We start from the raw sequence: 14,607 nt of genomic DNA, 5'->3' as shown, positions 1-14,607 counted from the left end.
CAGATGGCCGTTATCTTCGGCGACCGGTTCGCAAGGGCGATGAACGCCTGAAACTGAAATCCGCCCCGCCGAGCACGAAATTCCGGATACTCCCCGGCCGGTACCAGCGCACCGCCCTCAGAGTCACCGCGGCCGCGAACGGTCGGCCCTTGAACGGGCTCTTCCTGCTGCGCATCCCCCTGTCACCCCAGCTGCCGATCCGGCTGACGTTCTATGTGATCTCCGCCCAGTCGCAAATGCTGCAACAGAACCCCGCCGCCCGCCTCCCTGCACCAACGCTGCGGTGACCAGGTTCTGAGGCCGCTACGGCGCCGGTATCCTGCAAACTTCGGTGTACAGGGCCCGAGGCTCCTCGTCGGACACCCAGACTTCGGGCTTCGGCAAGCCCTCGGGGGTAAACGTCGTGTCGGCGGAGACTGGCGCCCGACGGCGCTTGGCGCAATCGATGATGTGCTGACTTTTGATCGTTTCCGCGTTCGGCTCCACTAGCAGGACGGACACCACCGCGAGGTCGGGATGGCCGGGATGGCGCATGGTCTCCCGTCCGTCCAGCACCATCAGCCCACCGGCGCGCGGCCGGACGAGGGTCCAGGGTTCCAGGATGCTGCTGTAGGGAAGCGTGGCGATGACGCTCAGCCCTTCGGGTAGGGACGAGGCGGCGCGGTCTGCCCATGTGTGGCGAAGCCAGGCGGTGGCGGCCAGGATGCTGATGGCCGCCACAACCGGGATCACGGTCTTGGGCAGACGGATGCAAAACAGCCGCGACAGGATCAACACCACGCCGCTCATGGCGAAGGCCGCGCAGACGACGATTATGATTTCAAAAAGCATGAACCCATCCGAAAGAGACAAAAGACCCGGATCACATTGTGTTAGAAACGCCCGAGCTGATAGGTGGACGCCATCGCGGCCTGCAACGTCTTGACGACCGAGAAGGCGCTTTTCAAATGGCTTTTCTCGAAGCCCGACAGTTCCTCCGGCGAGAGGAAGTTGTCGGTCGGCCGGCCCTCGTGGGCCAGCCGCGCCTGATGGCGCAGCCGCGTGATGCCAATGAACTCCAGCGCGTCCATAAGGTCCACGGCCGTTTTCTGGTTGAGCACCTTCGCCGCCGCCGCGGCCTGAAGCCGGTCGGCGGTGTTGATGGCCGGGCTGCCGGCGACCAGGGCGTAGAGCCGCGCGATATCGACGATGGGCACCACACCGTTGTGCTTCAGGTCGAGCGTCCGGTCGTGTTCGCCGCCGTGGATGAGCACCAGGTTGCGGAAAAAGCCAATGGGCGGCTGCCGCGACATCACGTTGCCCGCCATGTAAGTCTGGAAGATCCGGTTGGTCTTCGACTTTTCCAGGGTCAGGCCGTGCAACTCCTCCAGCAGCCCCGGATCTCCGTGGACGTGGCGCAGGTCGAAGAAGACGCAGGCCTGCATCAGGGCCTTCGGCTCCGGCTCCTCGATCCAGCGGCGGAAATAGCCTTTCCAGACCGACAGGGTTTTGCGCCACAGCGGGTTCATCGCCATCATTTCACCCGGGCAGTAGACATAGCCGCAGGCGTTCAGGCCGTGGCAGACGGTTTCAGCCAGCGCCTTGAAATAGGCCCCATGCTCCCGCTCGTCGAAGCGGTCATGCAGGATCAGGCCGTTATCCTGGTCGGACAGCGCCGTCTGCTCCTGCCGGCCCTGCGACCCGGCGGCCACCCAGGCGTAGGGGACCGGGGGCGGGCCGAGGCTTTCCTCGGCAAGGCGCAGCAGGCGGACAGTGACGACGTCGGTCAGCGCCGACACGATGTGCCCGATGCCGTGCGACGTGGCGCCGGATTCCGTCAGCTGGTGGACTAGGCCCGGCAGGCGCGCCATCGCTTCCTGCACCCGCAGGGGCGAGTCGGCGTCGTGGATGTTGCGGGCCAAGAAGACGGGGGATGCGGTGTGGCTCTCCACCACCGAGGTCGCGGTCAAGCAGCCGGCGACGGCGCCGGCCTGCATCACCGGCAGATGGTGGATGTTGTGGCGCGACATCAGCATCAGCGCATCGAACGCGTAGTCCGTCACCTGAATGCGCAGCGGGTCGCTGGTCATCACCTGTTCGACCGGGGCGTCGATGGACACCTCCGCGGCGACGACGCGGTTGCGGAGGTCGCGGTCGGTCAGGATACCCACCAGCCCGCCGCCCCCGGTGGTGACCATCACGCAGGACACCTGTTCGTTGCGCATCGTGCGCGCCGCCTCGCGGATCGGGGTGTCCGCCGTGACCGTGACCGGGCCCCGCGCCAGCAGCGAGCCGACACGCTTGTTCAGCAGGTCAAGGCTGCGCGCGCCCGGCACGACGTTCACGGAATCCTGCAAGCGGCCGCCGTCGAACGCGGCGAAGTAATAGGCGAAGGGCGGGTGGTCGCGGCGCAGCTGGTCGAACAGCGCCGATGACATCAGCAGCAGCCGCGTGTCCTCAATGGCCTCGGTCCGATTGACGGCGATGCCGCCGCGCAGGATCGCGCGCACGCCGAAGCACTCGCCCTCACCCAGGCGGGCGAGCAACTGGCCATCCGGACTGGAGGTTTCCACCGCACCGGACCAGACGATGCAGAGGGTGTTGGCCCGATCACCCGGTGTCATCACGACGGTACCGCGCGAGACGTCGCGAACGGTCAGGCTGCTGCCGACCTCGGCCAGGGTTTCGGGCGGCAGCAGGTCGAAGGGGGGGTGGTGCCCCAGGAAGGCGTGGAATTCCGTCGCTTCGGCGTTCATGGCAGGCGCTCCACGGCGCGGATGGCACAAAGGGGAGGCGAACCCCGCGGTTGCTGCGGGGTTCGCCGTCCCTGCTCGGTCGCCGGGACCCGATCGCCGGGTCCCGGCGGATCAGTGGCCCTGGCGGATCAGTGGCTGTGGGCGCTGCCGGCACCCGCTGGCAGGCGGATGTTCTCGATCAGCTCCTGCACGTCGCGCGGCGGGGCCGCCGTCATCTTACTGACGGCGAAGGCCACGGCGAAGTTCAGCGCCATGCCCACTGCGCCGATGCCTTCCGGGGAGATCCCGAACATCCAGTTGGCCGGGATGTCGGCGGCGAACGGCGTGATGAAGATGCCCTTGAAGTACAGGATGTAGCCCATGGTGAACACGAGGCCGGTGAGCATGCCGGCAATCGCGCCCTCGCGGGTGATCGTTCTGGAGAAGATGCCCATGAGGATTGCCGGGAACAACGATGCAGCCGCCAATCCAAAGGCAAATGCCACCACCTGTGCCACGAAAGCCGGTGGGTTCCACCCGAGATAGCCGGCGATCAGGATGGCCACGGCCGCGGCCAACCGGCCCGCTGTCAGTTCCTGTTTCTCGGTGATGTTCGGTGTCAACGCGCCCTTCATCAGATCGTGCGAGATCGACGACGAGATGACGAGCAGCAGACCCGCGGCCGTGGAGAGCGCGGCGGCGATGCCGCCCGCGGCCACCAGCGCGATGACCCAGTTCGGCAGGTTCGCGATCTCGGGGTTGGCGAGCACCATGATGTCGTTGTTCACGGTCAGCTCGTTGCCCTTCCAGCCCCAGGCCGTGGCCTTCTCGGCGAACTGCTGATTCTTGTCGTTGTAATACTGGATGCGGCCGTCGCTGTTCTTGTCCTGGAACGCCAGCAGGCCGGTCTTCTCCCAGCGCTTGAACCATTCGGGGCGCTGTTCGTATTCGAGGTTGGAGGTGGCGACGCCGATCGGACCGTTCTGGATCGTGGTGGTCAGATTGTAGCGGGCCATCGCGCCCACCGCCGGAGCGACGGTGTAGAGCAGGGCGATGAACACCAGCGCCCAGCCGGTGGAGGAACGGGCGTCACGCACCTTCGGAACGGTGAAGAAGCGCACGATGACGTGCGGCAGACCGGCGGTGCCGGCCATCAGCACCAGCGTGATGCAGAAGATATCGATGACCGTCTTGTTGCCGGCCGTGTAGGCCGCGAAGCCCAGATCGGTCACCACGCTGTTCAGGCGGTCGAGCATGTAGCCGCCCGAGGTCAGCTCGGAGCCCATGGCGATCTGCGGGACCGGGTTGCCGGTCAGGTTGAACGCGATGAACACTGCCGGAACCGTGTAGGCCGAGATCAACACGACGTACTGCGCCACCTGCGTGTAGGTGATGCCCTTCATGCCGCCCAGCACCGCGTACACGAACACGATGCCCATGCCGACGATCAGACCGGTCTCGACGCTCACTTCCATGAAGCGCGAGAAGACGATGCCGACGCCGCGCATCTGGCCCGCGACGTAGGTGAAGGAGATGAAGATCAGGCAGATCACCGCCACCAGGCGGGCGGCCTTGGAATAGTACCGGTCGCCGATGAACTCGGGCACGGTGAACTTGCCGTACTTGCGCAGATACGGGGCCAGCAGCATGGCGAGCAGCACGTAGCCGCCGGTCCAGCCCATCAGGTAGACCGAGCCGCCGTAGCCAAGGAAGGCGATCAGGCCGGCCATGGAGATGAAGGAGGCGGCGCTCATCCAGTCGGCGGCCGTGGCCATGCCGTTGACCACCGGATGCACGCCCTTGCCCGCCACGTAGAAATCACCCGTGCTGCGCGCCGTGGTGTAGAGGGCGATCCCGAAGTACAGCGCAAAGCTGGCGCCGACGATGAGGTAGGTAAGCGTCTTGAGATCCATTCCCGTTGCCCCTTTGCTCAGTCTTCGTGGACGCCGTGCTGCCGGTCGATGACGTTCATGCGCGCCGCATAAAAGAAGATCAGCGCGACGAAGACATAGATCGAACCCTGCTGCGCGAACCAGAAGCCGAGTTTGAAGCCACCAAGATTGATAGCGTTCAGCTGATCGACGAGCAGGATGCCGAAGCCGTAAGAAACAACGAACCAGATCACCAGGCAGAGCATGATCAGGCGCAAGGACGCCTGCCAATAACTGTTACGTTGTGCCGTCTGTGCTGATTCTGCGCTATGCACTGTCATCAGTACGATCCCCCTAGATTTTGGTATTTATTGGCGCATGGCCTTTCACGAGACCACCAAGGAGCGACGTTCCGCTCCGCGGCTTCGCGCGACCTGCTGACCCAGCGTCATACCGCTTCTCGGCAGTATGGTCTAGAAAAAGATAAATAACGAGAGCAATTCGCGCTTTTCTGTCTGGACGAAGCGGGCCGTTCTGCCAGGTGATGCTCGCGCTTCGCGAGCGCAAAAAAACGCGGACGCTTCCTGAAAAGGACCGCCTAAAATCCCATGACGAGCAGATATATGCCTATAAATATTGATATTTTTCCGCGTAGCAGCCGAACGCGACCGGCGTAGGCAGGTTATCAGGGTGAGCTATATCATGGTATGCCCAACATTTATTGCTGCGCTGCGGCATATATTGTCTCTTATATTGATGTTGACTCTTGAGTATTCGGGCATTACCGTTTCAGAAGCGACCACAACACTGGTTTAATTCCGTTGATTGCAGCGGGGCGGCCGCGTCGATTCGGCAGGATTTATCGCCATGTATTATTTGCGTAATGCATGGGGTATGCGCTCTGCGAATGAGGAAAGCCAGGGTTTGCTTGCATTCACTGCAAGCATGCGTGGCGTAGTACTTTCTTTCTAGTGCGTCACATCACTCATTCGGCATCTTGGCTTCGGCCAAGGTGCCGCTTTTCGCATGAGGACGCGGCGTTATCCGCATCGCCACGCGGGGCGGTGCAACGCGACTCGGAATCGACTGGACTCGGTTTGAAGGGATAGCAGGGGGCGCGTGGAAACGTCCACGCAGCGGGCGCGATACGCACGTCAACCTCTGGGGCCAAGCCATCGGCCAAGCCGAGGAGCCTATGGTTACGCGCCGGTCAAAAGGTGCGTGGGAGGACGCCAGCGCGGCGGTGCGCACCAATGAGGGCCACGGTCGGACTCGGGGAATTGGACACGCGATTCGGCCACTGTGAGGCGCGTCAGCGCGGAGAGGGAAACGGTCTTGTCGCCCCCCTCGTCGACGTCACCGTGACTGTTCTCCAGAACGACGATGACAGCTTCCTGAAACGCGGCATCGGCGGCCACCAGATCCTCCGCATCCGCCGAGGCGACGGACGAGACGGATGACACGTTGAACTGCACATCCATCGGGATGGGCAATATTTCGGCACGCGCGCCCTGTATGGGTATCAGCGTCAACGCAAGCACCAAAACCAGGGCTGTCGCAACAGCCATGGCTCCGGTCAAAAGATTGCTTGCTGCACGTATCATGCGATAATTATTGCGTTGGCTATCCAAACGAATCAAGCGTTTTGCACAGGGGCCGCTCAGAGTGTGTTTTGAAATTGTATTGCGCGAATTGCGTGGCGTCGTGGTCCTTGCTCAGCCGGCGTGACCGGTTCAGCCACCCGTAAAGTTCTTTCCACAAGCCACCGCCAAGGAGGCACTTGATCGGGTTCCGTTGCAAGTTTGGGGGGTGTGTCAGGTCTCGCGCCACGGGGTGACTGAGGCCAAGACGACGCCCTGAGTTGGGGCGTGGATTACGCGACGGCGATCATGTCGCGCAGTGCGGCGACCCGCCGGACATGGATCGCCCGTCGGCGCGCCGCCGGGACGTGCTTCTTGCGCTTGGTCGCCGGGCGCAGGACGTTGCGCACCTCGTCGTACGCCCGGCAAAACCAGGCGGCACTGACTGGGGACATGGAGCCACGCATTGGTCGCGTGCGCCCTTTCACCCCGCGGTGATCTTGCTCCAGGTGTTTATCCTTGAACTTGGAGGGGCGGTGCTCGACGTCCTTACCGAAGACCTCCTCAAGGGCCGGCGGGTAGCCGGAGTGCTTGTCGGCGGTGATCATCTTGGGGATGATCCCGGTCACCGCGATAGCCGACCGGAAGAACGCCTCGGCGGCGGCTTGGTCGCGGGTCTTGCTCCGGTAGACGTTGACCAGGGTGCCGTCACCGTCGATGGCGCGGTACAGGTACCGCCATTGGCCGGCGACCTTGAGGTCGGTCTCGTCCACGTACCAGCTCCGGCCGATCTTGCCCCTTCGGCGCTGACGCAGAGCCTCGGTGAGCAGCGGCGCCAGCTTGGCCTCGCGGTCGCGCACCGCCTTGTGGCTGAAGACCAGCTCGCGCAACAGCAGGATTTCGGCCAGATCACACAGGCTCAGCTTGAGCCGCAACCGCCACAGCACGATCAGGACGGCGACGTCTGAAGGCAGCTGCAAGCAGTTCAGCGCCGAGCCGGTGCGCTCATTGAAGCCACGCCCACAGTCTCGGCAGCGGAAGCGCCGATACCCGTGTGCCGTCCGATCCGAACGCTCGCTCGTGCTCGCTGACTGGCAGTGCGGGCAACGTACCCGTCTCCTCCTCACTGGGTGAGGAGATCTGGGAAATGGCCAAGCTCTCGGCAACATGGCGCGAGCCCTGACATAACCCGTCATAACAATAGGTGCGGGTGTCGAAGCCGTTTGCATCCGACTGGAAAACCCCGAGCGTGCCGGCATCGGCAATTCCACCGAGTCCCAGAAACACGGCGAAGATACCCGCTGCAATGACACTGCGATTTTGCATTGGAAGCGATTCCATTGTTCAGGCAAGGGTCAGGCGTAGGTCAGTTCGGGCTTGCGGTCTTCCTGTGGGGAGACGTGCAGGTCCCAATAGGCGTTCGCGACCACCGCCGGGGCGAAGCGGCCTTCCTCGGCAAGGTAGCCGCAGATGGACACGACGGCCGTGCGGATGCCCTTTGGCTCCAGATCCTCGGCCAGCGTCGCCGTGAGGTTGCGCAGAGCCGCCTTGCCGGCGCTGAGCGCCGCCATCTCGGCATAGGGATAGATGGCGAAGCCACCACCGGTGAAAAGCACGCTGCCGCCCCCGTTCGCCTCCAGCGCCGGTGCTGCGGTCTGGGCCGCCGCCAGCGGCGCCACGACGTCCACGACCAGTTCCGCCGCGAAGCCTTCCGGTTCCAAAGGCAGTGCTCGACCCGGCCGGATGGCGGCGGCGTTGTAGATCAGCGCCTTCAGCGGCGACATCGCCGCGATGGCCTGACGGATCGTCGCCCGCAGGCCGTTGAGGTCGGCGGCATCGGCGGCGAAGCCGTGCGCCGTGATTCCGGCGGTCTTCAGTTCCTGAACCAGCGGGGCGAGATTCTCGGCCGAGCGCGCGATCAGCGCGACCTCGCCCAGCTCATGCCCGAACTTCTTTGCCAGCGCAAGGCCAAGGCCGGGGCCGGCGCCGATGATGATGGCGGAGTGCTTGGTGGTCATGGGTGGTTCCTCTTGAAAGGGCGGCGTTGCCGCCGGACACCCATGGACACTCGCGCCAAAGCATAGTATCCGTCAAAACGATAGATAATATAGTTTACATCCGTTCCATGAATATAAGAACGATCGATCTAAACCTCATCGTCGCGCTCGGCGCCCTGCTGGACGAGTGCAACGTGTCGCGCGCGGCGGCCAAGATCGGGCGCAGCCAGCCGGCGACGAGCAGCGCGCTTGCCCGGCTTCGCGAGATGTTCAATGACCCGTTGCTGGTGCGGCATGGCCGGGGCTACCGCCTGACACCGCGCGCCGAGGAGTTGCGCCCGCATGTGGCGCGGGCGATCGCCGCACTGACGGCCACCTTTCAGAACCCGGCGGATTTCGATCCGGCGACGGCCGACATGGTGGTGCGGATCGCCGCCAGCGACTATCTGGCGGTCGTGCTGATGCCACGGCTGATCGCCGACCTCGCGCGGCGGGCGCCGGGGATCGACCTGCGCGTCGTCGCCGCCGACCGGCGGTCGGCCGTTACGCTGCTGCGGGAAGGCAAGGTGGACGTGTCGCTGGCCGTGACGGAACCGGACGCGACCGACGTGTTGAGCCGGCCGCTTTTCGACGAGGAATTCGTCATGGTGACGCGCCCCGGCCATCCCTACCACGATGGTCCGCCGACGCCTGAACGGTTCGTCACCTATCCCGGACTGCTCGTGTCGCAAGCCGGCGATGGGACCGGCGTGGCCGATGAATGCCTCGCCCAGCTAGGCTTGCAGCGGCGTGTTGCGGTGACCGTCGCCCATTTCCTGCTGGCGCCCCGTCTCGTCGCCAACAGCGATCTCGTCCTGGTCATCGGCCGCCGGGTGGCCGAGACGGCGCGGGCGGAACTGAACCTGCGGGTGACGGCGTTGCCCTTCCCCATACCGTCCTTCACGGCCCGGATGTTCTGGCACGCATCGACCAACAATTACGCGCCCTTGGCTTGGTTCCGCAACCTCGTCGCCGCGTCCAACACCAGACCCCGTTAAAAAGGCCCCATCCCGCTTGGCCACCGGGAGCAGCGGCCGGACACGCGTCAGTGTCTATGAGGGCTACCCAGAGGTTGGGACGCGCGCCGAAAGCGGAATGAGGGAAACCTCACGCAGCCGCGCTTTCCTCGTCCAGCGAGCCGCCGAGGAGGCATCGTCACATTAACTTTGGGGCTGGGCAGCCGGGGTGATGCTGGGAATGGTGGCGGGATGAGACGTGAGCCCGATCCCTATTACCGCCACCGCTTCCCAGCCGAACTGATCGCGCATGCGGTGTGGCACTGCCTACGTTCCCGCTCAGCTTCCGCGATGTCGAACTGCTCCTGGCCGAGCGCGGCGTCGAGGTCTCCTACCAAACGGTCCGGCGCTGACGCCGCCAGTTCGCTCAGACCTTCGGCAACTGGCTGCGCCGCCGGCGTCCGCAGCCCGGCGGTTTCCGGCATCGGGACGAGGCCTATCGGACGAGGTCTTCAGCAAGATCAACAGCGTCCGGCATTATTTCTGGCGCGCTGTCGACCGGAAGGGTGTGGTGCTCGACATCCTGGTGCAGAGCCGGCGCAACAAATCCGCCAGTGACGTCGTCCGCACTGGCGTGCATTTAAGGAAACGTGCCAAGCCGCTGGACGGTGCAGCTGTCCACGAGCAGCCTCAAAGCCGATGAACGGCACCGTTGCTGGGAAGGCGTTCGCTTTCTTTCTGGAAGAGGTGGGCGAAACAGGCGCGTTGATGCGGGCGCATGACTGGGCGGCCTCGCCGCTTGGCCCTCCCGAGCGCTGGGCCATGCCGCTGCGCGCGCTGGTCTCCGTCATGCTGTGCTCGCGCCAGGCCATGTTTGTTGCCTGAGGGCCGACGCAAACCCTGCTCTACAACGACGCCTGCGCCGAGATCCTCGGGCGCAAGCATCCTAAGCCGCTCGGCCAGCCATTCCTTGGCGTCTGGTCCGAAATCCGGGACGATTCACGCCCATTGTGGAGCAGGCCTATGCTGGCCGGGCGGTGCACATGGACGACATCACGCTCGTCATGCCCGCGTTGGTGGGCAGCCAGTCGTCGTGCAGGGCCAGCAGCTGCGCGCGGTCGGTGATGCGCTCGCCGCCCTGCTTTTTGGCGGGCAGGCGCCCGTTGTGGGTGATGTGGTCCAGTTGCCCGAGGAGGTGCCCGGCGATCCCTCGGGAGCGCCCGGTCAGATTTACCATGACTTCAGGGGCCTTAGTTCACGATGTGCCGGAGCCGGGCCTTGCCGCTCGGGGAGAGCGGCGGCGCTTCGCTGCCGGTCTTCAGCCGAACATCCCGGCCCCGAACCGTTGCTGGCAGCCGCCAGAGGGCATCATCGTCATCATTCACAACGCGGGCTCCGGACCGGGGAGGGCTTTCGGCTGGCGCAAGCCTTATGCCGATTAAAACCTTCTGTTCCGTTGGGGCGTTTTCCTCCCGGATGACCCAATGCCCCAAGGCCTTGCCCGAAAGCGCCGCCCGGCCGGTTCGTTGTCGTGTCGGATGGCGCTGGTCCGATCTACCCCCTGGGGGCAGACGCAATGTTCACCGTGAGCGACGAGGAGGCGGCGCTGATCCAGGCCACCTGGCGGCGCGGGGGGGGGCTGGCCGCGGTGGATGAGCTGCGCCGGATGTTCCCGGTGTTCCGGAGCAACGCGCGGGCGGCGGAATCAGTGCGGCGGATCGCCGGCTGGCCGCTGTCCCGGACGGCTGGCGCTGCGGAGTGAGGCGCGGAACGAGGCGGCGACGGGGCTGATGGTGCGGGTGCGGGGAAAAGCTCGGTGGCTGCCGCTTTGGACTTCATCGCCTTGCGCCCGAACCAGACGCGTCGTGGCAAGGCCCCGTGAAAAGAGCGCGGCCGATCACGACGGAATTGCGGCCCTCGCCGTTGGGATATACGCCGGAGGTGGCCCATGACGATCCGCACGACCCTGTTCCAGTCCAACCGCAGCCAAGCCGTCCGGCTGCCCAAGGACGTGTCGTTTCCCGCGCACGTCCGCGAGGTGGTCATCCTGCGCGAGGGCGCGCGCCGGGTCATCGTCCCGGCGGACAGCGTCTGGGACGATTTCTTCGAGTCGCCCGGCATCGATTTTCCGGACCGCGACCAGCCCGCCGCCCAGGAGCGCGAGGCGTGGTGATGCTGCGCTACATGCTCGACACCAACGTCTGCACCCGCGTCCTGCGCGACCGCCCGCCGAGCGCCCGGACCCGGTTCAACGCCGAGGCGGACGGCCTGTGCATCTCGGCGGTCACGCTCGCCGAACTGCTGCATGGCGCCGCCAAGTCGGACCGTCCGGCCGAAAAGCGCCACGAGGTCGAGCGGCTGGCCGCCCGCCTCGACGTGCTGCCCTTCGACGAGGAGGCCGCCGGCCATTTTGGCAACATCCGCGCCGAGCTGGAGCGCCAGGGCCGTGTGATCGGACCGTACGACCTGATGATCGCCGGCCACGCCCGCAGCCGCGGTCTTGTCGTGGTGACGGGCAATCTCGGTGAGTTCAGCCACGTGGCCGGGCTGCGGTGCGAAGACTGGCTGGCGGAGCCGCCCGGGCACTGACCGCGCCGGTGTCCGGCCGGTTCGCCGGATGGTCCCAGAGCCGATCCTCCAGAGCCGTCCGCCCGTCACGCGGTCGAGCTGTCCTTCGGCCACCTCAGGGTCGCCGGGGTACGCTTTTGCAGCACAGGGGAGCCCGACGGCGTGGACGGAATGGCATGTCCCGTCGTCTCCGGCACGCGGAAAGGAGGCAGTCAGGACAAAGCGGATCCGGATGACCTGCGATGAGGCAGGAAAACCGGAGACTCCCGACGATGCACACCGACTCGACCACCGACGGCCCCCCCGCTCGCCCTCATCACCCGTGACACCGAGAGCGGCGCCACCGTCCGCCCGGACATCCTGCTGCTGGCGCAGCTCAACGCGCGCTGCTTCCTGCCGATTCCGCTCGGCCTCGTGCCCCCGGTTCTGCTGGCGCATCTGGTGTCCGTCCGGTTGGTTCGCGAAACCGGCTTCGAGGGCAACGATTTCCGCACCACCGACGCCACCGCCCTCCTGCGCGTGGCCGCGTCCGACGCCATCGCCCCGGCCATTGAAGGGCACACCGACCGGCCGCTGGCCGCCGGATAGCGCCGTTCCCGGCGCCACCCGCATCCCCCACCGCGCCGGCGGGCTGGTCCCGCCGCGCGTCCGCCTTCAGGATGCACCCCCATGAAGACGATCGCCATTCCCCTCGGCCGCCTGCGGCTGGCCGACACCAACATGCGCATCTCCCGCCGCACCGCCGGCCTGGAGGAGTTGAAGGCCTCGCTGCTCGTGCACGGCCAGCTGCAGCCCATCGTCGTCACCCGCCCACCCGAAGGCGGCTTCGCGGTCGTCGCCGGAGCCCGGCTCACGCTGGCCGCCCGCGCGCTGGTCGCCGAGGGCAAGTGGCCCGACACCGCCCGCCTCGCCGCGGTGCGCCGCCGTGCCGACCCGGCCGCCTTGCCGCCCGCTACGTGCGCAAGGTGCTGCGCCGGGCGCGGCTACCAGCCGGCCACGCGCTGCCCGGCGTGCTGGAGGCTTACGCGGCGGCCGGCGGCACGCTGATCCGCGACCTGTTCGACGACGCCAACCGCGGTCTGATCGACGACCCTGAGCAGCGAAAGAGCCGCGGCCATGGCCGACACCGACCCAACCACCCCCCCGTATCCGGCACCTGCGAGGACGATACCACGTTGCTGCGCCTGGGCGCGGAGCACGGCGCATTGCTGGACGCCTACCGCACGCTGTGCCGCACCCCGCCGGCTGCGGACGAGCCCCTCGACCGGCTGGCCAACACGCTGAACGACATGGAGGAGCGCATCGCCGCCATGCCCGCCCACACCCCGGACGGCCTCCTCGTGCGCCTGCGCACGCTGTGGACCGCGCTGGACCACACCGACACCGGCCTGTTTCGCCCGCCGGGCGAGGAGGACGGCACCACCCATCGCCTCGTCTGGGGCGTGCTCCAGGATGCCGGGCGTCTCGCCCGCCGCTGACGGGCGCTTGGACAAATTCGACGGATTGATGCAGCGCTATGGCCTGGACGAGGCTGCGCTGGCCGGGAAGCGCCGCCGGGGAAGCTCATTCCGGCGACTTTGGTGCGCAAATAGGCGTGATGGCGGAGTCCATCACAAGGCAGTGGTGATCAGGCGACCATGCGGGTGACCGGCATGCCCAAGCTGATCATGACATTGAGGACCTTGCCGTCGAGGGCCCTTTCGACCTTCTGGACGGGCAAGCTCCGCGCGCACAGGCTGCGTCCAATCAATTGCTTGTACCGGACCATCGCCACGTCTCCCAACGAGCGGCGTCCGTAATCAACGGCCCGCTACCAGCCGAGCCGGTCACGCTCGGTGATCATCTGGATGTGACGGTCGCGCCGGGTCGGAGCCGGGTCGGCAGTGTTGCTCACCACCGCGGCGGTGCGGTGGGATGATCACCTCGGCGTCCGGTGCACGCTCGGCGATGGTACGATAGGCGGGCTCGCCGTCGTACGCGCCATCCACCAGGACCGCGCCGACCGGCCGCTTGATCTGGTCGGGCAGGGGACCGGCCAAGGAGGCATCGCCCTCCTCGTTGCTCGTCTGTCAACGCCGAGGCGACAACCTCGCCCGTATCGGGATTGACCGCCAGATGTAGTTTTCTTCAGCTCCAGCGCGCCGTCCCACCGTGCTTTTCCTGGTGCCACTCGCCCAAGCCGAACACCTTCAGCCCGGTGGAGTTGATGACCGCGGTGACCGGCCCGTCCGTCGCCGCCAGGGCCGGCGCGCCCTCTAGGTTGGCGTAGCGCCGCATCGGACGCCGCTCAGTTTTGAACCAATAGCGGGTTTGGGATCGGATGACGACGGCTCTCGTGCGCCTTGTCCGGCATCCGGCTCTCGTTCCAGCGGGGGTCTTCCTACTCGGCAATCTACCGCTCGCCAACCTCCCAATGATTTTCGCACCAATGCTTGTCGGAGGGTAATTGTAAGCGGTTCAGGGCGGAGCCGCTACGCTCGTTGAACCCGCGCCGGCACTATCGGCAGCGAAAGCGGCGATACCCGTGCGTCGTCCGACCCGAATGCTCCGCACCAGCCCCATCAGAAAGTTCGCCTCCTCGAAGAAAAAACCTTGCATGGCTCGGCCGACCGGCCTATAAAGCGCCTCCCGACGCGGTGGCCGCCAACGAAACGGCGACGCCGCACGGGAAACAGAAGACAAGACGAAGTAGACGGCGGCGGTCACGAAGAAATGATCGCTTGACATCGAAGGTCAAAGCTTTTAGATGATGCGGCCCCGGCGCTTCGCTCCACAGCGGAGACTGAACGCCGGCCGATGCGGCTCCCGGACGGGCGCTGCGGTTTCTTGGACAAGTTGATACCGTGTTGTGAGAAGGGATGCGCAGGCGGCGGTGTTTTTGC

Annotated in this window: 19 protein-coding genes and 2 pseudogenes; 11 read left to right on the top strand and 10 right to left on the bottom strand. The window is 65.7% G+C overall.

Going from position 1 to position 14,607, the window contains the following annotated elements; genetic code table 11:
• On the top strand, positions 1-287 hold a 287-nt coding region (locus J2852_RS30950), incomplete at its 5' end, for a hypothetical protein (protein WP_209883082.1).
• A 16-nt stretch (positions 288-303) separates the two neighbouring features.
• Here J2852_RS30950 and J2852_RS30945 read toward each other — a convergent pair.
• The 8 genes from J2852_RS30945 to J2852_RS30910 all read right to left on the bottom strand — a co-directional run bounded on the left by J2852_RS30945 (position 304) and on the right by J2852_RS30910 (position 8,183).
• A complete protein-coding gene (locus tag J2852_RS30945; RefSeq protein WP_209883080.1) occupies positions 304-831 on the bottom strand; it encodes a hypothetical protein in 528 nt (175 codons plus the stop codon).
• Positions 832-872: 41 nt separating this feature from the next.
• Entirely contained in the window at positions 873-2,735 is a 1,863-nt protein-coding gene (locus J2852_RS30940; RefSeq protein WP_209883078.1) for a DUF294 nucleotidyltransferase-like domain-containing protein, read from the bottom strand.
• 128 nt (positions 2,736-2,863) lie between these two features.
• On the bottom strand, positions 2,864-4,627 hold the full coding sequence (locus J2852_RS30935; protein WP_209883077.1) for a sodium:solute symporter family protein: 1,764 nt from the start codon (positions 4,625-4,627) through the stop codon (positions 2,864-2,866).
• A 17-nt stretch (positions 4,628-4,644) separates the two neighbouring features.
• Positions 4,645-4,926: a DUF4212 domain-containing protein gene (locus J2852_RS30930; protein WP_209883076.1), complete on the bottom strand. Its 282-nt coding sequence runs from the start codon at positions 4,924-4,926 to the stop codon at positions 4,645-4,647.
• Positions 4,927-5,784: 858 nt separating this feature from the next.
• Positions 5,785-6,225 carry a hypothetical protein gene (locus J2852_RS30925; protein ID WP_209883075.1) on the bottom strand — a complete coding sequence of 147 codons (441 nt, stop codon included), beginning with the start codon at positions 6,223-6,225 and terminating at the stop codon, positions 5,785-5,787.
• A 233-nt stretch (positions 6,226-6,458) separates the two neighbouring features.
• Entirely contained in the window at positions 6,459-7,145 is a 687-nt protein-coding gene (locus tag J2852_RS30920; RefSeq protein ID WP_209883074.1) for an IS6 family transposase, read from the bottom strand.
• 25 nt (positions 7,146-7,170) lie between these two features.
• A complete protein-coding gene (locus tag J2852_RS30915) occupies positions 7,171-7,491 on the bottom strand; it encodes a hypothetical protein (protein ID WP_209883073.1) in 321 nt (106 codons plus the stop codon).
• Positions 7,492-7,520: 29 nt separating this feature from the next.
• Positions 7,521-8,183: an SDR family NAD(P)-dependent oxidoreductase gene (locus tag J2852_RS30910; RefSeq protein ID WP_209883072.1), complete on the bottom strand. Its 663-nt coding sequence runs from the start codon at positions 8,181-8,183 to the stop codon at positions 7,521-7,523.
• Positions 8,184-8,290: 107 nt separating this feature from the next.
• On the opposite strand from J2852_RS30910, the gene J2852_RS30905 reads away from it, so the two are divergent.
• The 4 genes and pseudogenes from J2852_RS30905 (at position 8,291) to J2852_RS30895 (ending at position 10,042) form a co-directional block, all read left to right on the top strand.
• Positions 8,291-9,199, top strand: a complete 909-nt coding sequence (locus J2852_RS30905) for a LysR family transcriptional regulator (protein WP_209883071.1) — start codon at positions 8,291-8,293, stop codon at positions 9,197-9,199.
• A 210-nt stretch (positions 9,200-9,409) separates the two neighbouring features.
• A pseudogene (locus J2852_RS32485) lies at positions 9,410-9,565 on the top strand (IS6 family transposase); the annotation flags it as partial.
• A 1-nt stretch (position 9,566) separates the two neighbouring features.
• A complete protein-coding gene (locus J2852_RS32180; RefSeq protein ID WP_281418501.1) occupies positions 9,567-9,860 on the top strand; it encodes a DDE-type integrase/transposase/recombinase in 294 nt (97 codons plus the stop codon).
• Positions 9,857-10,042: a hypothetical protein gene (locus J2852_RS30895; protein ID WP_209883068.1), complete on the top strand. Its 186-nt coding sequence runs from the start codon at positions 9,857-9,859 to the stop codon at positions 10,040-10,042. Before J2852_RS32180 ends, J2852_RS30895 begins: the two co-directional genes overlap by 4 nt.
• 136 nt (positions 10,043-10,178) lie before the next feature.
• Here the strand turns inward: J2852_RS30895 and J2852_RS30890 are convergent, their stop codons facing one another.
• A complete protein-coding gene (locus J2852_RS30890) occupies positions 10,179-10,394 on the bottom strand; it encodes a hypothetical protein (protein ID WP_209883066.1) in 216 nt (71 codons plus the stop codon).
• 339 nt (positions 10,395-10,733) lie between these two features.
• Between J2852_RS30890 and J2852_RS30885 the strand changes: the two genes are divergently transcribed.
• From J2852_RS30885 to J2852_RS30860, 6 genes are all read left to right on the top strand, one after another.
• Positions 10,734-10,919: a hypothetical protein gene (locus J2852_RS30885; protein ID WP_209883064.1), complete on the top strand. Its 186-nt coding sequence runs from the start codon at positions 10,734-10,736 to the stop codon at positions 10,917-10,919.
• Positions 10,920-11,105: 186 nt separating this feature from the next.
• Entirely contained in the window at positions 11,106-11,330 is a 225-nt protein-coding gene (vapB, locus tag J2852_RS30880) for a type II toxin-antitoxin system VapB family antitoxin (protein WP_211112356.1), read from the top strand.
• On the top strand, positions 11,330-11,746 hold the full coding sequence (vapC, locus tag J2852_RS30875; RefSeq protein WP_209883084.1) for a type II toxin-antitoxin system tRNA(fMet)-specific endonuclease VapC: 417 nt from the start codon (positions 11,330-11,332) through the stop codon (positions 11,744-11,746). Before vapB ends, vapC begins: the two co-directional genes overlap by 1 nt.
• Positions 11,747-12,139: 393 nt before the next feature.
• Entirely contained in the window at positions 12,140-12,313 is a 174-nt protein-coding gene (locus J2852_RS30870; protein WP_209883062.1) for a hypothetical protein, read from the top strand.
• An 81-nt stretch (positions 12,314-12,394) separates the two neighbouring features.
• The gene (locus J2852_RS30865; protein ID WP_209883060.1) at positions 12,395-12,772 is read left to right on the top strand and encodes a ParB N-terminal domain-containing protein; all 378 of its coding nucleotides are present in this window, start codon (positions 12,395-12,397) and stop codon (positions 12,770-12,772) included.
• On the top strand, positions 12,736-13,203 hold the full coding sequence (locus tag J2852_RS30860) for a hypothetical protein (protein WP_209883058.1): 468 nt from the start codon (positions 12,736-12,738) through the stop codon (positions 13,201-13,203). Before J2852_RS30865 ends, J2852_RS30860 begins: the two co-directional genes overlap by 37 nt.
• A 149-nt stretch (positions 13,204-13,352) precedes the next feature.
• On the opposite strand, the pseudogene J2852_RS30855 reads toward J2852_RS30860, so the two are convergent.
• Positions 13,353-13,999: pseudogene (locus J2852_RS30855) on the bottom strand (transposase); the annotation flags it as partial.
• Between the last annotated feature and the right edge of the window lie 608 nt (positions 14,000-14,607).

The sequence above is a fragment of the Azospirillum soli genome (genome assembly GCF_017876165.1).
GTDB classification, from domain to species: domain Bacteria; phylum Pseudomonadota; class Alphaproteobacteria; order Azospirillales; family Azospirillaceae; genus Azospirillum; species Azospirillum soli.
The sequence above is the reverse complement of the archived record's forward strand: the minus strand, read 5'-3'. Positions and strand labels throughout refer to the sequence as shown.

What these genes read in the sequence shown, in the direction of transcription:
- J2852_RS30945 (WP_209883080.1), bottom strand. Translation starts at nt 831, where the DNA reads ATGCTTTTTGAAATCATAATCGTCGTCTGCGCGGCCTTCGCCATGAGC.
- J2852_RS30940 (WP_209883078.1), bottom strand. Translation starts at nt 2,735, where the DNA reads ATGAACGCCGAAGCGACGGAATTCCACGCCTTCCTGGGGCACCACCCC.
- J2852_RS30935 (WP_209883077.1), bottom strand. Translation starts at nt 4,627, where the DNA reads ATGGATCTCAAGACGCTTACCTACCTCATCGTCGGCGCCAGCTTTGCG.
- J2852_RS30930 (WP_209883076.1), bottom strand. Translation starts at nt 4,926, where the DNA reads ATGACAGTGCATAGCGCAGAATCAGCACAGACGGCACAACGTAACAGT.
- J2852_RS30915 (WP_209883073.1), bottom strand. Translation starts at nt 7,491, where the DNA reads ATGCAAAATCGCAGTGTCATTGCAGCGGGTATCTTCGCCGTGTTTCTG.
- J2852_RS30910 (WP_209883072.1), bottom strand. Translation starts at nt 8,183, where the DNA reads ATGACCACCAAGCACTCCGCCATCATCATCGGCGCCGGCCCCGGCCTT.
- J2852_RS30905 (WP_209883071.1), top strand. Translation starts at nt 8,291, where the DNA reads ATGAATATAAGAACGATCGATCTAAACCTCATCGTCGCGCTCGGCGCC.
- J2852_RS30895 (WP_209883068.1), top strand. Translation starts at nt 9,857, where the DNA reads ATGAACGGCACCGTTGCTGGGAAGGCGTTCGCTTTCTTTCTGGAAGAG.
- J2852_RS30890 (WP_209883066.1), bottom strand. Translation starts at nt 10,394, where the DNA reads ATGGTAAATCTGACCGGGCGCTCCCGAGGGATCGCCGGGCACCTCCTC.
- J2852_RS30885 (WP_209883064.1), top strand. Translation starts at nt 10,734, where the DNA reads ATGTTCACCGTGAGCGACGAGGAGGCGGCGCTGATCCAGGCCACCTGG.
- vapB (WP_211112356.1), top strand. Translation starts at nt 11,106, where the DNA reads ATGACGATCCGCACGACCCTGTTCCAGTCCAACCGCAGCCAAGCCGTC.
- vapC (WP_209883084.1), top strand. Translation starts at nt 11,330, where the DNA reads ATGCTGCGCTACATGCTCGACACCAACGTCTGCACCCGCGTCCTGCGC.
- J2852_RS30865 (WP_209883060.1), top strand. Translation starts at nt 12,395, where the DNA reads ATGAAGACGATCGCCATTCCCCTCGGCCGCCTGCGGCTGGCCGACACC.